Annotated in this window: 23 protein-coding genes and 1 pseudogene; 10 read left to right on the top strand and 14 right to left on the bottom strand. The window is 57.8% G+C overall.

From position 1 onward, the window contains the following. Window positions 1–166: 166 nt before the first annotated feature. The gene (locus ACTM86_RS02645; protein WP_441015462.1) at window positions 167–1468 is read right to left on the bottom strand and encodes an MGDG synthase family glycosyltransferase; all 1302 of its coding nucleotides are present in this window, start codon (window positions 1466–1468) and stop codon (window positions 167–169) included. Window positions 1469–1585: 117 nt separating this feature from the next. Between ACTM86_RS02645 and ACTM86_RS02640 the strand changes: the two genes are divergently transcribed. From ACTM86_RS02640 to ACTM86_RS02620, 5 genes are all read left to right on the top strand, one after another. Next, window positions 1586–2524 (top strand): NAD(P)/FAD-dependent oxidoreductase, encoded by a 939-nt coding sequence (locus tag ACTM86_RS02640; protein ID WP_441015460.1) that lies wholly within the window; start codon window positions 1586–1588, stop codon window positions 2522–2524. Between the two features lie 154 nt (window positions 2525–2678). After that, window positions 2679–3290: a DUF1836 domain-containing protein gene (locus tag ACTM86_RS02635; protein ID WP_427726793.1), complete on the top strand. Its 612-nt coding sequence runs from the start codon at window positions 2679–2681 to the stop codon at window positions 3288–3290. Between the two features lie 204 nt (window positions 3291–3494). Then, window positions 3495–3713, top strand: coding sequence for a hypothetical protein (locus ACTM86_RS02630; protein ID WP_441015458.1), 219 nt, complete (start codon window positions 3495–3497; stop codon window positions 3711–3713). 128 nt (window positions 3714–3841) lie between these two features. Next, window positions 3842–4123 (top strand): helix-turn-helix domain-containing protein, encoded by a 282-nt coding sequence (locus ACTM86_RS02625; protein ID WP_441036902.1) that lies wholly within the window; start codon window positions 3842–3844, stop codon window positions 4121–4123. 87 nt (window positions 4124–4210) lie between these two features. Further along, entirely contained in the window at window positions 4211–4717 is a 507-nt protein-coding gene (locus ACTM86_RS02620) for a DUF6017 domain-containing protein (protein WP_441036901.1), read from the top strand. Between the two features lie 326 nt (window positions 4718–5043). Here the strand turns inward: ACTM86_RS02620 and ACTM86_RS02615 are convergent, their stop codons facing one another. From ACTM86_RS02615 to ACTM86_RS02605, 3 genes and pseudogenes are all read right to left on the bottom strand, one after another. Next, on the bottom strand, window positions 5044–5745 hold the full coding sequence (locus tag ACTM86_RS02615) for a methyltransferase domain-containing protein (protein WP_441015535.1): 702 nt from the start codon (window positions 5743–5745) through the stop codon (window positions 5044–5046). Between the two features lie 63 nt (window positions 5746–5808). Continuing rightward, window positions 5809–5949: pseudogene (locus ACTM86_RS02610) on the bottom strand (putative RNA methyltransferase); the annotation flags it as partial. Between the two features lie 433 nt (window positions 5950–6382). Beyond that, window positions 6383–7744, bottom strand: coding sequence for an ISL3 family transposase (locus ACTM86_RS02605; protein WP_441015452.1), 1362 nt, complete (start codon window positions 7742–7744; stop codon window positions 6383–6385). A gap of 95 nt (window positions 7745–7839) precedes the next feature. Between ACTM86_RS02605 and ACTM86_RS02600 the strand changes: the two genes are divergently transcribed. Further along, a complete protein-coding gene (locus ACTM86_RS02600) occupies window positions 7840–8571 on the top strand; it encodes a recombinase family protein (protein ID WP_441015450.1) in 732 nt (243 codons plus the stop codon). Here ACTM86_RS02600 and ACTM86_RS02595 read toward each other — a convergent pair. The 7 genes from ACTM86_RS02595 to ACTM86_RS02565 form a co-directional block, all read right to left on the bottom strand. Continuing rightward, window positions 8541–9407, bottom strand: coding sequence for a DegV family protein (locus ACTM86_RS02595; RefSeq protein WP_441015448.1), 867 nt, complete (start codon window positions 9405–9407; stop codon window positions 8541–8543). The genes ACTM86_RS02600 and ACTM86_RS02595 overlap by 31 nt on opposite strands. A gap of 178 nt (window positions 9408–9585) precedes the next feature. Beyond that, the gene (locus ACTM86_RS02590) at window positions 9586–10707 is read right to left on the bottom strand and encodes a coiled-coil domain-containing protein (protein WP_441015446.1); all 1122 of its coding nucleotides are present in this window, start codon (window positions 10705–10707) and stop codon (window positions 9586–9588) included. Between the two features lie 32 nt (window positions 10708–10739). Beyond that, entirely contained in the window at window positions 10740–11270 is a 531-nt protein-coding gene (locus tag ACTM86_RS02585) for an adenine phosphoribosyltransferase (protein ID WP_195838556.1), read from the bottom strand. A 38-nt stretch (window positions 11271–11308) separates the two neighbouring features. Then, a complete protein-coding gene (gene ftsR / locus ACTM86_RS02580) occupies window positions 11309–12193 on the bottom strand; it encodes a transcriptional regulator FtsR (RefSeq protein ID WP_154516382.1) in 885 nt (294 codons plus the stop codon). 3 nt (window positions 12194–12196) lie between these two features. Further along, the gene (locus ACTM86_RS02575; protein ID WP_195838557.1) at window positions 12197–12631 is read right to left on the bottom strand and encodes an FHA domain-containing protein; all 435 of its coding nucleotides are present in this window, start codon (window positions 12629–12631) and stop codon (window positions 12197–12199) included. A gap of 66 nt (window positions 12632–12697) precedes the next feature. Continuing rightward, entirely contained in the window at window positions 12698–13402 is a 705-nt protein-coding gene (locus tag ACTM86_RS02570; RefSeq protein ID WP_441015442.1) for a CDP-alcohol phosphatidyltransferase family protein, read from the bottom strand. Window positions 13403–13551: 149 nt separating this feature from the next. Continuing rightward, window positions 13552–13701, bottom strand: coding sequence for a hypothetical protein (locus ACTM86_RS02565; protein WP_441015440.1), 150 nt, complete (start codon window positions 13699–13701; stop codon window positions 13552–13554). 339 nt (window positions 13702–14040) lie between these two features. On the opposite strand from ACTM86_RS02565, the gene ACTM86_RS02560 reads away from it, so the two are divergent. After that, window positions 14041–14832, top strand: a complete 792-nt coding sequence (locus ACTM86_RS02560; RefSeq protein WP_154516391.1) for a 7beta-hydroxysteroid dehydrogenase — start codon at window positions 14041–14043, stop codon at window positions 14830–14832. Between the two features lie 686 nt (window positions 14833–15518). After that, window positions 15519–16484 (top strand): helix-turn-helix domain-containing protein, encoded by a 966-nt coding sequence (locus ACTM86_RS02555; RefSeq protein ID WP_441015438.1) that lies wholly within the window; start codon window positions 15519–15521, stop codon window positions 16482–16484. A 304-nt stretch (window positions 16485–16788) separates the two neighbouring features. Here ACTM86_RS02555 and ACTM86_RS02550 read toward each other — a convergent pair whose 3' ends face one another. Beyond that, window positions 16789–17478 (bottom strand): hypothetical protein, encoded by a 690-nt coding sequence (locus ACTM86_RS02550; protein ID WP_441015436.1) that lies wholly within the window; start codon window positions 17476–17478, stop codon window positions 16789–16791. An 84-nt stretch (window positions 17479–17562) separates the two neighbouring features. Between ACTM86_RS02550 and ACTM86_RS02545 the strand changes: the two genes are divergently transcribed. Beyond that, on the top strand, window positions 17563–18195 hold the full coding sequence (locus tag ACTM86_RS02545) for a zinc-ribbon domain-containing protein (protein WP_154516400.1): 633 nt from the start codon (window positions 17563–17565) through the stop codon (window positions 18193–18195). A gap of 32 nt (window positions 18196–18227) precedes the next feature. Here the strand turns inward: ACTM86_RS02545 and dcm are convergent, their stop codons facing one another. Beyond that, window positions 18228–19490 (bottom strand): DNA (cytosine-5-)-methyltransferase, encoded by a 1263-nt coding sequence (gene dcm, locus ACTM86_RS02540; RefSeq protein WP_370450602.1) that lies wholly within the window; start codon window positions 19488–19490, stop codon window positions 18228–18230. Between the two features lie 172 nt (window positions 19491–19662). On the opposite strand from dcm, the gene ACTM86_RS02535 reads away from it, so the two are divergent. After that, window positions 19663–20130: a DUF5067 domain-containing protein gene (locus ACTM86_RS02535; RefSeq protein ID WP_154516403.1), complete on the top strand. Its 468-nt coding sequence runs from the start codon at window positions 19663–19665 to the stop codon at window positions 20128–20130. Between the two features lie 3 nt (window positions 20131–20133). Here ACTM86_RS02535 and ACTM86_RS02530 read toward each other — a convergent pair whose 3' ends face one another. Further along, on the bottom strand, window positions 20134–21594 hold the full coding sequence (locus ACTM86_RS02530; protein WP_441015434.1) for a MutH/Sau3AI family endonuclease: 1461 nt from the start codon (window positions 21592–21594) through the stop codon (window positions 20134–20136). Between the last annotated feature and the right edge of the window lie 30 nt (window positions 21595–21624).

Genomic DNA, 21624 nt, shown 5'->3' with positions numbered 1-21624 from the left:
CAGATTCTAATGGTGGGGAATCTGGTATAGCTGCTAATACGTAAACGCAGCTTACCCGTGGGAGGCCCCTATATATCGTCCCGCGCGCAGTTTCGCAGCGAAGCGAGAATGTTTGAGCACGGGATGATATATAGGGGCCTCCCACGGGTAAGCGGACATTAAGACCCTAGCGGATATGCGCAGGTTTTCCGCCCCAGTAGAAGCGGCAGAAGGCTCGTTTGCGCTTTTGGGGCTTGCCTGCAAGCTCCATGGTTGCGATGGCGATGTCCTCGGCCGCGTGTGGACGGCGTAGCACTTCGCCATTGATGAGCAGTGCCTTGAGCGACTCGGGATGATCGTGGAGATGGCGCAGCGTCACGATGAGCTCGCGTGCGGTGGTGACATGCATGCTGGCGCCCAAGTCGGTGAGCATGGTGGTGTTGGCCTTTTCCTGGCCATAGGACTTGCCCAGCAGAATCATCGGCAGGTGTGCACACAGGCATTCGGTAACAGTGAGTCCGCCCGATTTGAGAATTGCCAGATCGCAGCCGTGCATGAGCGCTGCCATGTCATCGACATAGTCAAGAACCGTGACGTTTTCGAGTTTTATGGCTTCGAAGAGCGTTTTCAGGCGCGTGGCGTATTCCGTGTCCTTGCCCGGCAAAAAGACAAAGTGCATATCCTCGAAGCTACGGAGGAAGGGGAGGGTGTGGTCCATCGCCGCGCGAAAGCGAACGTACGGTTGAGGCAAACTGGCGCCGGCCATTACCAACACAATGGTCTTGTCGGTAGGGAGTTTGAACTTCTCGAGTTCTTCCTCACGACTGTAATCCGTGTCAAATCCAGCGCGAATAGGGATGCCCGTAATGCGTATCTTTGCCTCGGGAACCTTGCGTGGGCGGAGCGTCTCGGCCATAAACTCGTTTGCCACGCAGAATAAGTCAGTGTCCTTATGGGGCCACCAGCCCTCGACCTCGTAATCGGTCGGCACGCAAATGACGGGATAGTCGATGCCAGTAATGACGCGCGCACCAACCGCAACGTTGGCTGCCGTGATATGTGTGGCGACCACGGCAATAGGCCTACGAGTGCGAACGTATTCGTTAAATGCGGGGAACATAATGCGCGACCATGCCGTGCCGCCGCCCCAAAGCAGGTGTCCGGTAAGGGTATATCGCCAGGTCAAGTCATAAATTGGGCGTGTGGCGCCGGTAAACGATGCGGCCGTTTTGTTGCCGTCGAATTTTATGCGTCCAAAATCGAGGATATCCAAGACCTCAATCTCGACATCCTGCGGTATGCCCTTGGTGCCGCGTATAAGCTCGAATGCTTGCGCGATAGCGTTTGCTGCCGCTTTGTGTCCCGAACCAACCGATGCATGGACAATGGTCACTAAGGGCTTTTGTCCAGGTGACGGCATCAATTGTTCCGATTGGGGGGCGCTTTGCGTGGGCAGGGGAGCGTCATTGCCCATCTGCGTTTGATCCATCGATAACTCCCCTTCATCGTTGTTTCGCAAAGAATCATTGTAGTGCATGACTGTCATGTTCTCCTAAATTTGGGTATGAGCGCAAAGAACGCCAATGTTTCGATGAGAGGACACTCCATGACTACCAATCAGCCGATCGATGTTGCGATTATCGGCGGCGGCCCAGCGGGCTATGCTGCAGCCATTTATGCTGCGCGATCCAATCTAACGACGACCGTGATCGAGCAAGGCATGTCGGGAGGACAGATCGCCACAACCAATGAGGTCGAAAACTATCCGGGTATTCCGCTCTTGAGCGGTGCCGAACTCGGCGAGCGTTTTCAGCAACATGCAGAGGGCCTGGGAGCACAGGTTGCATGGAGCATGGTTACGGGTATCGATTACGATGCGGATGCGGCGCTGTTTACGGTGCATCACGATACGGGCGACACGGTGGCCTCAAGCGTTATTGCCTGTATGGGCGCGACGCCGCGCTCTGCTGGCTTTATCGGCGAGGATACGTATCGCGGTCGCGGCGTTTCGTATTGTGCGACGTGCGACGGCATGTTCTTTCGTGGCAAACAGGTCTTTGTCATTGGCGGCGGTAATGCTGCCTGCGAGGAAGCCCTGTTCTTATCAGAAATTGCCAGCAGCGTGACCATCGTCTTGCGCCGTGATCAGTTCCGTGCTCCCGATGGCGTGGTTCAAAAGGTGCTCGCTAAAGATAATATTTCTGTTAGGTACCAAACTAGTATTGTGGAGCTATCGGGCGAGGCCATGCCTACAACTATCACGTTTAAGGACAACGCCACCGGTGATACCTATTCCGAGTCCTTCGATCCAGGTTCGTTTGGCATCTTTGTCTTTGCCGGAACACAGCCCCATACCGAGCTTGTACAGCATCTGGTGGATCTGGCGCCTGACGGCGGTATCGTTACCGACGACTTGATGGCCACGCGCACGCCGGGTTTGTTTGCTGCCGGCGATATCCGTTCCAAGCGTTTACGCCAGGTTGTGACCGCCGTTTCGGACGGAGCCATAGCGGCTACCAGCGCATACGCCTTCTTACGAGGATAAGTACGATAATATATCTTATGTAAGGTTGCTATCTATATGCAAAGTGGTTGGACGGTGCGTCAATGTGCTGTCCAACCACTTTTACTTAGCGGCTATGTGGTATGCAAAACTAGATATTCTAGAATACAATATAGAAAACGAACGGAGGTCTCTTATGAACCACGTAAAACATGTTATCCCGATGTCCGATACATCGGTCAGCATTAAGCCGGAGGATATTCAGCCGACGGTGCTGCCGGATGCATTTATTCAGTCCGATATGGTGGGTAAACTCAATGCGTTGAGCCTGCCACGCTATGACCAGCTGCCCAACGTAACGCTCTATCGCGATCAGGTTATTGAATATGTTGCGCTGTGGATGGAGCCGCTTTCGATTTGCGTAGAGCAGCCCGTTATCACGCCTTCGATGATCAATAATTACGTAAAGGTCGGCCTTGTTCCTGCTCCAGTTAAAAAGCAGTATGGCCGTGAGCAGATTGCGCGTCTCATCGCCATTTGTATCTTTAAGCAGGTGCTGCCCATCGCTGCGGTTCAGGCGCTCTTTAATATTCAGCGCTTGAGCTACGACGCTCCGACGGCTTTCGATTATGTAGTCGATCAACTTGAGGCATCGATTCGTGCGGCGTTTTCCCTTGAGCAGACTCCCGTGCCCGATACCGCACATCAGGTTACGCGCGAGTCATTGCTCGTACGCAGTGCGGTTTCGTCTTTTGTATCGAAGGCGTACCTGATGAGCTACCTCAAGTTCAATGGGTTTAATAGCTAGGCGACGTATAACGCGGGCGGGATAATAATGAGGTGTGATAGCGATAGCGGCAAAAAGCTAATAAAATCAATGGTTTTGCGGACAGCGGATAGACAGGGAATGTGTTAAAAACTGAATACGCACACAAACGGCGTTACCTTAACCCCTTTGGGGGAGAAAGTAACGCCGTTTTTTTATGCCCGCAGGAAAGGAGGTGCAGCCGGAATGTATTTCACAAAGGGCAAGCAGCGGGCGTTTGAATTGCTCATGCAGCAGAAGCCGGGATTTGACCGCTATCAATCCGGTTGTGCCGGAGATGATGAAGATTGCGGCACTTACCGTTTCTACCGCCCCGGGTGGAAATATGAGTTTTGCGTTTTCAAAGAGTGTCCCTATTGCCCCGGCAAAAGGACGCGGAAAACGCACGCCAGCATGGACAAATAGACGGGCAAAAGCCCTTGTGACATGCGGCTTTGCAGACGCGAAAACGGCAAAGGGCATATTGCAATACCAAAACAGCCGAAAACGGCTTTCTAATTGTCCACGCATACCAAGAGAGGAAGTGAGGAAATATGGCAGTTTTCAGAGTGGAGCGAAATACGGGATATACCGTTATGAGCAACCACCACTTGCGAAACAAGGAATTGTCCTTAAAGGCAAAGGGCTTGTTGTCGCAAATGCTTTCGCTGCCCGAAGATTGGGATTATACCCTTGCGGGCTTATCCCATATCAACCGGGAGAAGATCGACGCAATCCGCGAAGCGGTAAAGGAACTCGAAAAAGCCGGATATATCGTGCGCAGCCGGGAGCGCGACGAAAAGGGACGCTTGCGGGGCGCAGATTACGTCATATAGGAGCAGCCGCAGCCGCGAGAGCCGGAAGCAGCTACCAGCGGCGGACAGCCGCCTATATTGGATTTACCTACATTGGAAAATCCAACATTGGATAATCCAACGTTGGAAAAACCTACGCAGGAAAAACCTACGTTGGAAAATCCAACGCAATTAAATAAAGATATATTAAGTAAAGAACAATCAATTACTGATTTATCAAGTACCGATTCCATTCCTTTCCATTCCCTAAACCCCTTGCCCTTTGCGCATGGCGAAGCGGCTACGCCGCCGGAAAGGAAAAGAACGGAAGCGAAAAGCAATAGCGCAGTAGAGATTTACAGGGAGATTATCAAGGACAATATCGAATACGACCATCTCATTCAAAACTGCAAAATTGACAAAGACCGTTTGGACGAGATTGTTGACCTTATGCTGGAAACCGTCTGCACAGCCCGAAAGACAATCCGTATTGCCGGGGACGACTACCCCGCCGAATTGGTGAAATCCAAGTTTTTGAAGCTGAACAGCAGCCATATTGAGTTTGTTTTGGATTGCATGAGGGAGAACACAACCAAAGTGCGCAACATCAAGCAGTATCTAAAAGCGGTGCTGTAGGGCCGGACGCTCACGACGATGCGCTCGGCCTCGATGCGCGCGCCCAGGACGACCGTGCGGGCCAGACCGAGGGCGAGAAGTAGTAGACTCTTCATGCGTCACACCTCTTCGGTTGTCTGAATTTGGCTTAGCAATCATAGGCGGATGACGCGGAAACGGCCCCTCCCGGGGCCGTTTCAGTTCCAGATCGTTGTTTTCGCCCGCTGAGCTGGGCCTATGCCGGAATCTCTCCCACAGAAACCACCGAAGAGCCAGATTTCTTCTGGGGCGGTTGACAAGGGCTGTCCTTCAGCCCTGCAATTAAGAGGATGATGAGCTGGCTGAGCTCATGAAGGGCCTTGGGAGCGAGGGGTGCCCACCAGCAATTCAGCCTCGATGGTGATGCTTTTCACACGCGATAGATTTAGGGAATCCGCGTCGATGCCGAACAGCAGCGGCGTCATCTCGGCGAACACGCGGACGTCCCTTTCGGACATCTCGAAGGTGCGCGTCACCTTGATGCGGTCGGTCATCTTGAAGTGCTTCTCAAAGCAATCGGTCACCAGCTGGTTTGAGTATTCCTTGCTGCGCAAAGATCCTTCAGCAAGGTGGCGCAGCTCCGTAAGATGATTGCTGCCTGGAACCACTTTGACCAGCACTCCTGGCGCGGAGGCGTTTCTGGTTGGGGTGAGAACGCGCTTGAATTCGTCGTAGTTCGAGGGAGCGAATACGTCCACCACGCAGTTGATGGAGCCTTTCAGCACGGGGATGTTCGTCAGGTCGCCAACCAGCCATTTGACCGCCTTTCTGGAATCGTGGCGGGCCGCCATCAGCATGGCGTCTTTTGAGAGGTCAAACGCCACCACGTCGACACAGAGGTTTTCTCGGATTGCACGTGCATAGAAGCCTTCTCCGCATCCCGCGTCGAGCACGCGGAATGGCGTCGCGTTCACAGCTGCAGGACCCTCGCTTGGGGAAAGGGCCCTTCCTACCGCGGTGAGGACGGCTTCTTTCACGTGGTCGTAATACCCTGCCTCCAGGATTGCCATGCGGCTCTCAAAGGATTCTTTGCTGTAGTGGGCTGACTGCCTGGAGGGCCCTAGAAGGTTTACGTACCCCTGCTTTGCGATATCGAAGCAGTGCCTCTTCGGACATACGAGGCTCCCTTCCTGCAGCTTCAGGGCGCTGTGGCAAAGGGGGCAAGAGAGCACGTCGGCGCTGTCAGCAAATCGCGCGTATCTGTCGAGTACCATTGCGTCTCCTTTCGTCCAAGCAATTCTAGCGGATGAGTCTTCCCCAGCAGTGCATGGCTAATCATAGCAGGCAGAACCGCACAGTGACAAATAGCTGAGCTATTTCAAGCTGGGATTTCGGTATTCTGCTGCCCTCTTTTGGGCCACTTCATTTCGCCACGCTTTTGACAGGAGCAACAGGGTCCTCGCGCGCAAAACGCATATGGGCAATGCAGCCGTCTGTCAGGGCATGCCTGCGCCCCCGAACCTGCCGAAAAGGCGCTGATCTGCCCGCCAGGGCATGCCTGCGACCCCGAACCAGCCGAAAGGGCGGTGGATCTGCCCGTCAGGGCATTGGCAGAAGAAAGAATGCCGAGATACTCAATAAGAAGATTGATAACCTTCAGCAGGTGAAAAAAGGAGGCTTCGGTAGTTTGTGTGACAAGGGGCTAGCCTAGGCAGCAACGCTCTTCGCTCCCTTCACGCCCTTCTTCCTCGCCTTCACCGGGCGACCCGGGAGCTGGGGCTGGCAGTCGCCGCACCTGAGCATGAGCAGGGCCACGAGGTTGTCGGTGTTGCGGAAGCCGTAGCCCATCCTCACCGTCACCTTGATCTTGTTGTTGATGGCCTCTACGCGCCCGTTGCTGATGCCGAGCTCGACTGCGGCGATGATGTCGTCGCGCCGGCGGCGCACCTTCTTCTCCACGGCGACGACCTTGGCGATCTTGCAGCAGGCGGCCCTGTGCATCCAGTCGTCGAGCAGCTCGGCGGCCTCGGAGCCGTCGGCTGCCCGGAAGACGGCCCGCAGGTCCTCCTTGAGCTCCCAGGCCCTGACCAGCCGCGAGCCGGCCCTCTTCTTGAGCGCCTCGAGCCTCGCCCTCTGGCCGTCGGTGAGGTCCTCGGGGTTCTTCACGAGCGCGTAGCGGCTGCCCTTGATGGAGGCCGCCTCCTCCTCGAGCGCCCTGACCTCCTCGGGCGGCAGCTCGCCTTTGGCAGGCCTGCCGCGCTTGCCCTCGGGCCTGGGCCTGGCGGCCCTGGCGGCGTTCCACTCCTCGCAGCGCACGGCGTCGAGCGCGTCGTTCATCCACTGGACCACGTGGAAGGGGTCCATGACCCACCTCGCGTTGGGGCAGCGGCGCTTGACCAGCTGCCTTATCCACCTCGCGCCGTCGGCGGTCACCACCTCTATGGCGCGCCTCTGCTCGCGCGTGAGCTCGTCGAGGAACAGGTTGAGCACGTCCTTGCCGGTGCCCTCGTGCGCCCAGATGAGGCAGCCGCGGTCGTGGTCGACGACCACCGTGACGTACTTGTGGCCCTTCTTGTACGACGTCTCGTCGATGCCGATGCGGCGCACGCCGTCGAACCTCGAGGCGCCGCGCGCGGCCTCCAGCTCGGCGTAGACGCGCCTGCACACGCCGCCCACGCTGTGCCACTCGACGCGGGCGAGCTCGGAGACCGCCGAGGCGGTGCAGCGGACCGCCAGCCACGCCACCCAGTCCTCGAAGTCGCGCGTGAAGCGCGCCCCGTGCCGCGCCCAGGGGACGGCCTCGGTGCGCACGCCGTGCTCCGGGCAGCGCACCCTGCAGGGCGCGTACTCCAGGTAGCAGGCCGAGCGCGCCAGGTCCATCGCCCTCCACAGCCTGGGGGCCCCGCGGTTCGCCATGTCGTAGAAGTCGCAGGCCCTGCCGCATACGGGGCAGCGGCGCTGCTCGCGCTTGTAGGGCCGGACGCTCACGACGATGCGCTCGGCCTCGATGCGCGCGCCCAGGACGACCGTGCGGGCCAGACCGAGGGCGAGAAGTAGTAGACTCTTCATGTGTCACACCTCTTCGGTTGTCTGAATTTGGCTTAGCAATCATAGGCGGATGACGCGGAAACGGCCCCTCCCGGGGCCGTTTCAGTTCCAGATCGTTGTTTTCGCCCGCTGAGCTGGGCCTATGCCGGAATCTCTCCCACAGAAACCACCGAAGAGCCAAGTTTTTTGTGGACGACGGATTTTCCGGCGTGAGTTTTGAGCGCGAGGGGCTGCAAGCGATGTTGCAGGAAGTGGAAGCCGGACGAGTGGCGACGGTCATTACCAAAGACCTTTCCCGTCTTGGCAGAAACTATCTGAAAACGGGCGAACTCATAGAGATTGTATTTCCCGAAAACGGAGTACGCTATATCGCGATCAACGACGGAGTTGACACAGCGCGGGAGGATAACGAGTTTACCCCCTTGCGGAACTGGTTTAACGAGTTTTACGCCCGCGACACAAGCAAGAAAATCCGCGCAGTTAAACAGGCACAGGCGCAAAAAGGCGAGCGCGTCAACGGGGAATATCCATACGGCTATATCCCAGACCCGAACAACCGCCACCACCTTATACCCGACCCGGAAACCGCGCCGATTGTCAAACAGGTTTTCGCTATGTTTGTTAGCGGCGTGCGTATGTGCGAAATCCAAAAATGGCTTGCGGAAAACAAAGTCTTGACGATTGGAGCGTTGCGCTATCAGCGTACAGGACAGGCGCGGTATCAGCGGGCAATTAGATGTAAAAAGTATCGCTATCTAACCCCAGCAAAAGAGCCATCAGTCACTTTGTCCCGTCCGCGTTTTAGCTTGGTTGAGCTTTATTGGCCCGAAGCCATGCCCATGCCGTAGCCGATGATGAGACCATGCATCTCGGCGTAATAGGAATCGAGGCCGTTGCAGGGCATGATGATAGTCTTGGAGCCTGGCCAGTGCTCCACAATGCGGTCGGCAAGCGCTTGGGCTCCAGCTTCGTTCTCAACGTGATCGATGATGACCTCGCCGCCCGTGAAACCCTCGGCCTCCATGGTGTCGACAATCTTGGTGAGCATCTTCTTTTCGCCACGCGTATGCCCAACGAGTTCAATTTCGCCCGCTTCGCTCGCCGTGCCCAAAATGCGGATGTTGAGTTTGTTGGCAATAACACCGGCCGCCTTGGGGATACGTCCGGCCTTCGCAAGGTTTTCGTAATTGCATAAACTAAAGAGGATCTTGCTGTTCCGCTCCAAGCTATCGAAGTAGGCGCAGGCTTCCTCAAAGGAGGCATCCGGTTTACTTGCTAGATAACGGTCAAACAGTAAGAAGATCAGGTCCATCTTTCCGCCTGCTGCGCGCGAATTAACCAGGTAAATCTTACGATTTGGCTCTTCGGCAAGCACCATGTCACGCGCGGTGGCCGCGGCATTGTAGCTTCCCGAGACGCCCTCGGAGATGGGCATGCAGATCGTCTTGTCGGCGAGCTTAAAGAGCTCAGCCCACTCCCCTACGCTTGGGCAGGAGCTCGATGATGCGCTGGATTCCGATTGAATGGCAACATTAAGCTCGTGAACATCGAGCGAGAGATCGTCGACAAATTCACGCTCCCCCACTCGGATCTTAAGGGGTGCAAATGCAAAGGTGGTATGAGGTGCGGTTGGTTGCCAATCGCGAAGATTGCAGCTCGAATCTGAGATGAGTGCCCAGCTCATTGAGGGTCCTTTCTAGTTGTTCCTCAACAATTATAGCTATCTTTTGGATAGATGCTGCGCATATCTAGTATTCAAAACTAGATTGTAGTTTACACACAAAATGGGCGGTCGAGATAAAACAATGGACCTCGCTCCCAAAGGATACGAGGTCCACTTTCGTTAGCTGAGTTAAAAACACTTAATAGCGAACGAAAATATAATTGTTGTTCATGCCAGCGGCAACGGAGCTGATGATAACGCCCGTGCTGTAGTCGGAAGCATGGATCATTTGGCCGTTACCAATGTAGATGCCGGTGTGGTAAGAGTTAACAACGACGTCGCCCGGCTGAGGATCAGAAACACGGGGCCAACCCATGAAGGTGCCGGTAGTGCCCAGGCGGCAGTAGCGACCGGTGAGGCAGTAGCTTACAAAGCCGGAGCAGTCAAAGCTGTTCGGGCCAATGCCGCCCCAGGAATAAGCGCAACCAAGCTTGCTATAAGCGCGAGAGACAACGCTGCCGCCGTCAACGGACTGGCTCGGCGCGGAAGGGGCCGGTGCCGGGGCGGGCGTCGAGGGCTGCGGCGTGGGAGCAGGAGCGGGCGCGGGCGCAGGCGTGTTGCCGCCGCCGTTGTTGGTCGTACCGCCACCATTGTTGGTGTTCTCGGTCGTACCGGCGGTGTCGTTGCTCACCGTGGCCTTTTCGGCGGTGCTGGCATTTATGCCAGCCTGCAGCGCGGCGTTCGCCTCGGCCTCGGCAGCAAGCTCGGCCTGCAGCTGTGAATCCAGGGAGTTCACGACACTCTGGGCCTCAGCCTGCTGGGCGTTGAGTTCGTCGACCTTCTTCTGCGTCGCGGCGACGTTCTTCTCCTGCTCGGCCTGCTTATCGGTGAGCTGCTGCTTAAGGTCCTTGACCTCCTGAATGGTCTGGGCCTGCTTGTCGGAAACCTTGCCGTAGTAGAACAAACGGTTGAGCATATCGCCCAGATCGTCGACACCCGTCAGAACCTGAAGGAGACTCAGACCGCCGGTCTTGTACTCACCGGCAACGTAGGACGAAAGCTTTGCCTGACCCTCGGCAATCTCTTGCTGCTTTTGCGTGATCTCGCCTGCAGTCTGATCAAGCTCCTGCGTCTGTGCGGAGAGTTCTTCATGAATTTGCTGGGTTTGCGTACCGATCTGCTCGAGTTTGGTACGAGCAGCGGCAAGATCGGACGCGGTATCGGCATAGGCAGGAACCGCGAGGCCCAAGCCCAAAACACAAGCGAGGGTTGCCGTAGCTGCGCAGCGTGCCATGTTTTTGTGCGTGTTTGCTGTGCGCATGGAGCTTCCTTTCCAGTATCTAAGGGTAGCGGCTAGTCCACCGTTACCAGGCTAAAGAGCTCAACGTCCTCGTTAGAAGGCGTGAGCTTCTTGCGCGGATTAAGAAACGCAAGCTCAAGGATACAACCATAACCTACGAGCTTTGCGCCCATATCTCGCACCAGTTTACCTGTTGCCTCGACGGTTCCGCCTGTCGCGACCAAGTCGTCAAGAATCAACACGGTATCTTTAGAGCTGATGGCATCGACGTGAATCTCAATCGAATCGGTTCCATATTCGAGCTCGTATTCCTGGCTAACGGTCTTACGTGGCAGTTTTCCCGGTTTACGTGCGGGAACAAAGCCGGCGCCGAGTGCCACGGCAACAGGCACGCCTACCATAAAACCGCGAGCCTCGGGTCCTACAACCTTAGTGATGCCCATGCCGGAGAAATGCTCCGCTAGCGCGTCGACCATGGCTTTAAGTGCTTCGGGATTGCTAAAGAGCGGCGTGATGTCCTTAAAGACGACTCCGGGCTCGGGATAGTCGGGGATGTCGACGATGTGAGATTCGAAGTCGTACATGGTGTGACCTTTCATGGGAGGCTGGTTTGTAGAAGCGTTTATTTGTCCGCGCTGGCGGTGCCGGTGTGCGAGGGGGCGACAACCTTAAGCGGCTGCACGAGGGATTCCTCGCGCACGGGGACCGCGGAGGCAGATGCCTCTTCGCTTTTGGCCTTGGTTGATTCGGAGCGTGCGATCTCCTCATCGAGGGCATCGATATCGGCGTCCTCGACTACGGCGTTGAGTGACTCAAATACGCGGTTCTTGAGCAGCGCAGTATGCACGCCCTCGGTGAGGTCATGTAACTTCTTAAACGCGCGTTCGAGCTTGGCATCGCGTTCGTCATCGGAGGTGTCCATGCCAAGCATACTCACGAGCACTTGCTCGAACATCGAAGACTCGCGGTTGGCGGATGATACGTACTGACGAAGGTTTCGCGGCTCGATATGAAAGCGTGACAGCTCAGAACAGTAGCGGATAATCGGAAAATCGCGCCCGTCGACGAGCTCACGGTTCTGCGGACTCTTGATAATGCGAATAAGGTCGTTTTCGGCCAAGGAGCGAATAAACGAGATCTCGACGCCCAACATATCCGGAATGGTCTCGATGGGGTGCAGTTTCTGCTTGGTTTCCTTTGGTTCCGTCTTGAGCGGAACATCGGACAGCAGACCCACCTCGTAGGCAAGCGTGGAGAGATCTGTAGCGTTTTCCAGGCGTTGCTTGATCACGTTGAGCGGCATGTAGCGAGTCTTCTGCAGGTGCAGAATGACCTCTAGACGGTCAACGTCCTCCTTGGAGTATTGGCGATACCCCTTTGGCGTACGATGAGGGGTGATGAGCCCCTCATCTTCTAGAAATCTAATTTTTGAGTTCGAAAGATCGGGGTATGCGCCTCGAAGTAAATTGACGACTTGGCCGATACTCAGATAGTTGCGTTCGGCCATGCCCTACTCACCGGTTTCGATGCGCTCCGGCGTGCTCTCGTGGTAGATGAGCGTGAACGTACCGATCTGGACGGAAGATCCGTCGTGCAGCGGGGCGGCATTGACGATAGCGCCGTCAACCCACGTGCCGTTGAGCGAGCCTAAGTCCTCGATGCGAGCAGCCAGACCCTCGCGAATAATGCGTGCGTGGCTACGCGATACGGTCATGTCATTGAGGAAAATGCCGTTTGCCGGATCGCGGCCAATGGTGGTCACATCGTCCTCGAGTTCAAAGGCAGCACCGGTCTGCGGCCCCTTGACAATAGACAGAACGGGGGCAGTGATGCGAACGTTCGCCATAAGATCGGGAACGGTAACGTCGCTCGAAGGCACACGGAAGACGCAGGTTGCGTCGGCAGTCTTATCGTTTTGAGGCATATTGTTAACCATGTTGTCCATGACAACCCCTAACTTAACGCGGACATGCCGCAAAGAATGAACTGTACGTAATAATACCCCAATGGCTTAGTCTTCGATTTCGGGGTTAAGAAAGTCGACGTCTTCGTCCTCTGGATGCGCAACAGCCTGTTTAATGGCCGCTCCACCCTTAATGGAATAGATGACAGCGGTGAGCATGGAGAAGATGACGCCGCCATACACAAAGAAGATGCCGAGCGGTACCGAGCTGCCGTTGAGGCCCGGGAAGGCCGTGAACGTGGCGGGCAGCAGATGCCAGCCGTCCACGGTGGGAAAGCCCAGCAGCATGAGCGAGAAGCCGGTCATGAGCAGCGCCGTGGCAATCTTGCCGGGAAATACTACGTCGATGGGGCGGCGGTGGTAGTGGCGCACGATGAGCGTGCCGATGCCCAGGTAGATATCGCGCCCAATGATGAGCACGCAGACCCAGATGGGAAGCTCGCTGCGAACCACGAGACCTAAAACGCCTGTAAATAGCAGCGCACGGTCGCAGATGGGATCCATAACCTTGCCGAGCCACGAGACCGTTTTGGTCATGCGGGCAATCTGACCGTCCATCCAGTCGGTGGAAGCCGCGATGGCATAGATGACAATGGCGACGACACGGTTGTTGTCCGTCACAAACAGGTACAGGAAGACCAGCGTGAGGACCAGGCGCGTGAAGGTAATGAAATTGGAGATCGTGAAAATCTTATTCGACGGGTAATCGGAGGTGCCGATAAGCTCCTTTTTGATCTTCTTTTTGATGCCCACAGGACTCCCCCGCTGGTAAACGACAAAACTCTCGATACTATACCCGTTCTGGCGATGTCTATCCAGCGTAAGCATAGAGAGTCCAGACATGTGGAGGACGCTGCTGGGTGCCACGAGGACTCTCGCGCCGTTGCTTTAACAAAAAACTCTCACAGGAAGTAGCCGCGAGGGCTATGTTGGTAGTTGCAGCTACAGTTATTGTTGAGGGTGAGCAGCGCGTCGCGCACGCCGTAGAGGTAGCCGCTGATGAGCGCCCAGCGCACGCGCTCGTCGAGCACCGGCGCAGAATAGCGATGCATCCCTTTGTACATGGGCACACAAGGGGATACAGCAAAGGCGACCGGAGGTCGCAATGCCCTCCTGGTGAATAGCTACCAAGGTGGGTAAAACCACATCGAACGCCGCTCACGCCAGGGCGGCGTTCGATGTGGTTTTACCCGCCAGCACCTCCCCTCTTGATACTGCAAGGGTTTCATTGTGGTGATAGACCGACACCGTTCATCGTTGTTTCGGGTTCGTTCGCAAAGTCGTGAACGCACTCCCCTCTTGTTCAGTGCATAATGGCGCACCGTATGCGGCTGAGCGGCCGCACGCTAAAGGAGAGGTGCCCGCATGGGCATCGAGAGAGAGGATGCAGTATGAACCTGAGGGAAAAGTACGGTGAGTGGGGCCTGATCCTGGGCGCGACCGAGGGCGTCGGCAAGGCGTTCTGCGAGAAGATCGCCGCCGGCGGCATGAATGTCGTCATGGTCGGCCGTCGCGAGGAGAAGCTGAACGTGCTCGCCGGCGAGATCCGTGAGACCTACGGCGTGGAGACCAAGGTCGTGCGCGCCGACTTTAGCCAGCCCGACGCTGCCGAGACCGTCTTCGCCGCGACCGAGGGCCTGGACATGGGCTTCATGAGCTACGTGGCCTGCCTGCACAGCTTCGGCAAGATCCAGGACACTCCCTGGGAGAAGCACGAGGCCATGATCAACGTCAACGTCGTGACCTTCCTCAAGTGCTTCCACCACTACATGCGGATCTTTGCCGCCCAGGACCGCGGCGCCGTGATCAACGTCTCGTCGATGACCGGCATCAGCTCCAGCCCCTGGAACGGCCAGTACGGCGCGGGCAAGGCCTTCATCCTCAAGATGACCGAGGCCGTGGCCTGCGAGTGCGAGGGCACCGGTGTCGACGTCGAGGTCATCACCCTCGGCACCACCCTAACCCCCAGCCTGCTGTCCAACCTCCCCGGCGGCCCGCAGGGCGAGGCCGTCATGAAGATCGCCCTCACCCCCGAGGAGTGCGTCGACGAGGCCTTTGAGAAGCTGGGTAAGGAGCTCTCCGTCATCGCCGGCCAGCGCAACAAGGACTCCGTCCACGACTGGAAGGCCAACCACACCGAGGACGAGTACATCCGCTACATGGGCTCGTTCTACCGCGACTAGCAGCTGCCGCGGCGCGTGCGCGAGGGCGCGTGCGGGTTCGCAGGTAGAGATGCGAGTGCGAGGGTTTCTTTGCGGGGGCGTGCGGATGCGGCGCCCGCAAAGAAACCCTCTTTTCATGGGTGGGCGCGACGGCACCTCGGCGCTCACCGTCTAGGGCGACCTGCCCGGCTCCCCCGCGATCTCCCTGCACGGGACCCCGCGCCCCGGCATCCTCTGGACCGTGTCCCGCTCGTGCCCAGTGGCTCGGCCGATCCGGCCCTCAGGGTATCGGATTCCCGCATTCATCCGTACATGTTCGTGTGAATGCGGGAGGTGTTCGGATGAGGTTGATATTCAAGGTGTAGACCGTTTTCTTGGTACTCCTCAAATGCGGCAGGGTTTTTCGAGTTTGTAGATGCTAATATAACCCTGCTCTCGAAAGAGGGATCAGTCCCGGCTGGTAAACCTGACGTTTGGCGTGGTGTGCGTGACACGCATAGCGGGCATGGCCGCGATAGAATTTTCCATGCGGAGGGGTTCGACCCCACAGCGCCCCGAGGGTTTCGGGGGGCGAACTGGCAGGCAGGGAACCGGGGTGCAGGCTGTCCAGAAGGAGGGGTGTAATGCCTCTTCTTCTTTTTTGCCACATCAATCTTCTGGCTTGATAGGTTTTTCGTGCGTGTGATTGGGTTGCGGAAGGGATTGGCATGAGAGTTGCGGAAATTGCGGAAAGGGTCGGTTGCGATCCTGAGTCTGCGTATTCGAAATTCGCCGACACACGTGAAGGCACACGCTTTCACAACATGCAGTGGCCCACTTTCGTCACTGACGAAAACTATCGCTTGTTTTGCAAGGCGCTGGCAGATTATGCCAACTCAGAGGAAGGCCCCCAAAGCAACGGCCGCCATGAATTGTTCCTGAGCGTGCACGAGCTGTTCGAAAAGGGCAACGAGATCGGCGGCGCCCCAAAAAAGCGCCACTACAACCTGGACAAGTCGTTCATAGGCACGGACGAGGCAAATCTCATGCTGCTCAAAGCGGCGCATAAGGGAATGACCCAGCAAGCGATCGCCGCGTACCTGGGCTGCTCGCGCACGGCGGTGCAAAAGCGCCTGAGCGCCCTGGCAGACGGCGTGCGTTTTGGCGACTCCTACATCAAGGCCGAGCCGACAAGCCGCGGCGGCCTGAAGTCGACGGCCCACCCGATCTTTCTGCCGCTGCGATTGCATGAGGTGTACCTGATGCTGTCGGCATTAGGCGAGTTTCGAGCGGAACGGTCAGGCGGGGACCCAGAGCGCGTCTTGGCCGATGATCTCGCGCGCAGAATCTATTACCAGCTGAGCGACTACGCCAAGGGCGGAATCGACAAAGCGTTGGATAAGCGAGGGGTTCGCCTCGCTGGGCTAAGGCCCGACTTCGACTCAAGCAAGGGCGTGGACGATTCGGATCGTATCGTTATGTATGAGAAGATGGGTCTCAATCTTGAAGTCGGGCTTGTAAATGGAGATGTGCTCGTCGGCCGCTACGCGCGCCACGCCGATCTTCAGAAATGCGTAAACGCCGCCGAAATAGGCAAAGACGGCAGCTATATCGTGTTTAAACTTTTGGATGGCAGATACTGGGCGGTCGACGATTCTCAAGTATTTAGCGTGGTGGCCGCATCCGGTAATTAAGTTGCGGCCAAGCCCCTCGCCCGCCCTCCCAGGCGGTGCTGCTGCGGCCGATTTCATGTTTGCTTACAGGCGAAACAGCCGCCCACCCATTCAGAAGGGTTGTACTAGTTTTTATCGTTTCGATTTTTTACGAGCACACGAAAAGTTGCGTTTAGAAAAACGAGTATCGTTGCTCCTAATGCGACTAACATCCGAGGTCAGGCAATTATAGTTCTGCCTCTGGACCCAACAACAGACACATGGTAAAGGGGTCCCCGCTTATCGAGAGGACCCCTTTCTTTTTGTAGATAAGATTATGTCTGAATCAGGAGAAGAGCATCTTGATGATTTGCTCTTTGGAATACTTCCCGGTGTCGATCTCGCCCTCATAGGGGTCCATGTAGCCGTGGAGCCAGATTTCCAGCTCGCGGTCCTCGGCTTTGCTCTCGCCGAGCTCAATCAGCTCTTCGACGGACATGTCGGCACGGTCGCGCTTAGCATCCTTGCCCGCGAGCTCCCAGCCGAGCTGCAGGGCGCACTTCTCGTGCAGGCTGAGGTCATCCATCCCGATCTCCCCGAGGTCGAGCGGGGACGACCACTTGCGGTACGGGATCGACCCGTACTGGAGAATGAAGTTTAAGACCTCGATCGGGTCATAGACCTCGCGGAGGTCGCAGTACTGGAAGAGGACGTCGCAGTCGATTTCGGGATTGTTCATGACCGCCGCGGCGAGCAGATTGGCTTCCTCGATGGTGTAGGCCTCGCCGAGGGGGAGCCACTCGAACGGCACGAATCGGCCGATGTACTCCCATGCGCGGAGTCGGAGGGACTCCGTCTCGACTCCCTCGCGCCCGGCCTCGCTTGCGAGCGCGTCCGCCAGCGCGGCGGGTTCCAGAGGCAGGTGGATCTCGGCGCCGACGCTCGGGTCGTTTCGGTAGGTCTCGAAAGACGCGCCCTCGGCGGCTGTCACCCAGATGAAGATGGCGGATTCGTCGGTATTCTCGTTTTGCTTCATTTAGATTACCCTTTTCTCGATAGTTTCGTCGGTTAAGAGTCTATCGCTGTCCGAACCGGTCGTCTAGATCTCGGGGAGGGAAAGATGGGAAAACTGAGCCATGATGAGTTCCTTGCGCGGCTGCGCTATCACAACTCGCACTACGCCGACGGCGAGTTCGACGTGCTCGGCGAATACGCCGGCATCAGTGCTCCCCTTCGGTGTCGCTGCCTGGTATGCGGTAACGTCTGGGTCGGCAACCCCGACTCGATGCTGCGCCGGAACTCGCGATGCCCCAAATGCGCCCGGGTGGCGGCTGGCAAATCCTCGGGGAAATCGAGGACGTTGACGCATGAGGCGTTCGTCGGCCGTGCGGCCGATGCCTGCCCGGATATCGAAATCGTCGGTAAATATATGGGCGCCAACACGAGACTGACCGTCCGCTGCCGTACCTGCGGATACTCTTGGGATGCATTTCCGGCCACGATCCTGCGCTCTTGTTCCTGTCCCTGCTGCTCCAACCGCGTCGCAGTGAAGGGAATCAACGACCTCGCGACCACGCATCCGAAAATCGCGGCGGAGTGGGATTGCGAACGCAACGGGGAGCTGAGGCCCACCGACGTCGTGGCGGGCTCCTCCAAAAGGGTCTGGTGGCGATGCCCCGAGGGTCATGAGTGGCAGGCCATCGTATACAGGAGGAAGGCGGGCGGCGGCAGCTGTCCCGTCTGTGGAAAGTAAGGGGGAGGGTCCAAGCCCTCCCCTATCTTTAGCTATAGGTCGTAGACCTCGACCATCGCCTCGCCGATGCGGTGCGGGACGCCCGTGACGAGGGCGTTGCCCATGCAGAAGGCCCGGTGACCGTCGGTCATGCCCGTGTCGGTCCAGCCCTTGGGGAATCCCTGCAACTGGTCGAGCTCGTCGGGCACCAGGCGGCGGAAGCGTCCGTCGGGGCACTCTATGACGTGCTTGAAGCGGCTCGCGCCGGTGCCGCCCTCGCCGGTGAGGATCGTGCGGCTCGGCTTCTCGACGGAATCGGGGAAGCTCATGGCGCCCTCGGAGTAGGTGTAGGTGAAGCCCGTCTTCTTGTTGGTGCGTTCCTCGCGTTTGGCGCCCTTGAGGTATCGCCAGTCGGGCAGCTTCTCGTCGGCGATGTAGAACTGCTCGGGGACGTCCGATTCGTCTATCAGCACGTCTCGCAGCACGCGGCGCTCGCCGCGGTAGTCCTCGGCGAAGTCGCAGGTGAGGACATGGCAGCCCTGCATCACGCCGGCGTTCTTGAACTGCGAGACCTTCTGGCCGACGCCGAAGCGGGTCGAGTTCTCGTAGGGGTCGGGCAGGACATCGAGTTCTGCCATCTCGTCAGGGTAGACGGCGGGGAACGCCTTGGCCATGACGCCACGGCGCATGCGGTCGGCCAGGTCGGTATCGCCCGCGTCCTTCTCGCAGAAGATGTAGACGCGCTTGCGGCGCTGCGGGAAGCCGTATTCGGCGGAGTTGACCACGCGCCACTCGACTGTGTAGCCGAGGTCGGCGAGGCAGCTCAGGATGATGGCGAAGTCGCGCCCGCGCTGGGACGCGGGGGACTTGAGCAAGCGGTCGACGTTCTCGAACAGGCCGAATCGGGGTTTCTTCATCTCGAGGAAGCGGTAGATGTCCCACCAAAGGACGCCCTTCTTGCCCTCGATGCCGTGTGCCTGGTTGAGGGGACGCGCAACGGAGTAGTCTTGGCATGGAAAGCCGCCGACGACCATGTCGACGTCGGGGATCTGGGTCTCCCCCGCCTCAGCCTTGTCCAGTACCCTGTTGATGTCCTCATTCACCACGGAGCTCTCGCCGAAGCGCTCGGCGTAGCATCGGGCGGCGAACTGCCTAGACTCGGTTCCTGGCGGCTCCCACTGGTTCGCCCAGACGGTGGTGAAGGGGCCTGCCGGCTTCATATAGAACTCGGGATGGTTGGGGTCTGCATAGCCCTCTAGGCCAAGGCGGAACCCGCCGACGCCCGCGAAGAGCTCGGCGATCTTGATTTCAGACACGTTTCTCCAATCGCTGCTGTGTCCGTTCTTGTGAGATCGATGATAACCGATCTCGCGGACAAGATCAAGGGGAGCGGCTAGAGGGCGATTGCCGCAGCGGCAAAACAGTTGGAGCGCAATCGACGTTCGATAAGTTGAATGAGCTGGTAAACACTTCTGAAAGGAATGCTTTATGCCAAAGATGTGTACTGCCGCTCGGGCGCTCGGACTTGCTAGCCTGTTCGCGGTGGCCGTGGTCGGAGCTTTAGGACGCAATCATGCTATGAATGGGACCGACAGCGGTTCAGATTCGACCGCCGGCAAGATGAACTACTCAATCACCGGTATCGAGGTACTTGATGCTGTTCCTGGTCCTGGTTTCGGCAAAGTCGCCGTCATTCGATGGCATGCCATCAACAACAGCGTTGAAGACATTTACGCCGTCCCTCACCTCAAGGTTTACCAAAACAAGCAGGTACTCCATCCAGGTGCCGCGGGCAATAGGATCTTTTTATCCGAAAAAACGGAGCTTGCGCCGGGCGGGCAGGCCTTTGGGTCTTCAATCTACAGGATTAACGATATGTCTCCGATCACGGTAAAAATCAGCGACCCCCATGGCGAATCAAATGAGTTAAATGAAAGTTTCTATCTGGAGCGATAGAACTCAGATACAAGGCGTCACGTCGAGTCGTTCGGCCAATTCCTTACCCTTGACCCATACGTTCTGGCGGTACATCCTCACACCGTTGACCTCTACAGGCTTGTCGTTCGCATCGGTACCAGTGCCGCGGACGAACAGGACGCCGTCACGGCTCTTCGGCCAGTTGGGCGCCGTCATGGGTATCCCCGTCTTGGGCGTCACGCGCGGCGTGCCGTCCTTCTTCAGGACGGGAGCATCTATAAGTGAATCGCTGAAGATAAGGTCGCGCATGCCGTCCCAGAGCGCCCTGGCGGCATCGAGGTAGGTCCTGAGCCAAAGGGTCTTGAAACCCATGAAGCGGCACTGGCGCAGCGGGCAGTCGCGGTATCGTTCCTCGAGCACCGCCACGACCATGGTGGAGTCGATGAAGGGCGCCGCGAAAGCGGAGTCCTCGAACTCGACCGAGGGGTCGCACAGCTCGTCGAAGTCGATCGATGGGTTCAGCTTCATGTCCTCGGTCCTGCCGCCAGTGGGAGTCAGCGTCATCGTCTTGAAGACGAGTCCGGCCTTGGCGAAGAGCGGCACCTGCGAGATCTTGCCGGCATGCCCCGTGAAGAGCCTGACCACGACCTGCTCGGCGAGGGACTTATTCTCGCGTCCGGATTTCGTTTTAATCGGCAGGTCGAACTGTGCGGCAAGGTCCTCGAGCGTCTTGCCGGCGCAGGAATCGGAGATACCGTGCAGGTGCGCCCTGAGCGACCCCATCGAGGACAGCCAGCCCTGGTCGGGAATCATCCCCATATCGTCATCCAGCCGCTCGCGAGCCATCTGGGTGACGAGGGATGCCTTCAGGCGGAACCTCGGCCTGTTGGGCCACTTCGGCGAGGTGTCGAGGTAGAGCAGCTGGGGATTGATGAGCGTGGAGAGGTTCGGCATCTCGGTATCGACATCGCCCTCGAGGGCGGTGCGGACGAACTCCCTCACGACCGTCCAGTCCGCCTCCAGGCGGAATCGGTCGACCTCGTGCCACGTGTGGAGATCGTAGCCCTTGAACTCGAAGCCGGCGTACTCGACCGTCACTCCCCTGCCGGGGCGCACGTAGAGGTAGTAGACGACCAGCAGGCGCTCGGCCTTGCGCCAGAAGGCCGAGGTGGAGAAGCTCTCCGCCACGATGCCCTCGGGCGCCACGGCGGTGATGGACATCGGTTCCTTCGCACGCCACCCGCCGCGGGCGCCCTCGACGAGACCTGTCGCCTTGACCTCCCACGGCTGCCCGTCGATGAGGATATCGGGGCGGCGATCTGAATCTGCGGGGTAGCCCAGCACAGACTGCTCGATGATGGCACCGATCCTGCCCTTGTTGCGGGATGCAGATGATGCGGCGAGGACTCCGGCGGTATCGACCTCGGCCACGGTGCGGCCGACGATAGCGCCGAAGCGGCTGTGAATGTCCCGCTCGCTGAAGCTGTGGTTGCCCTTGGCCATGTTCTCCCCCTCCGTATCCCTTTCGCCCAA

This window comes from Collinsella sp. HCP3S3_E11, assembly GCF_052067375.1.
GTDB lineage: Bacteria > Actinomycetota > Coriobacteriia > Coriobacteriales > Coriobacteriaceae > Collinsella.
The sequence above is the reverse complement of the archived record's forward strand: the minus strand, read 5'-3'. Positions and strand labels throughout refer to the sequence as shown.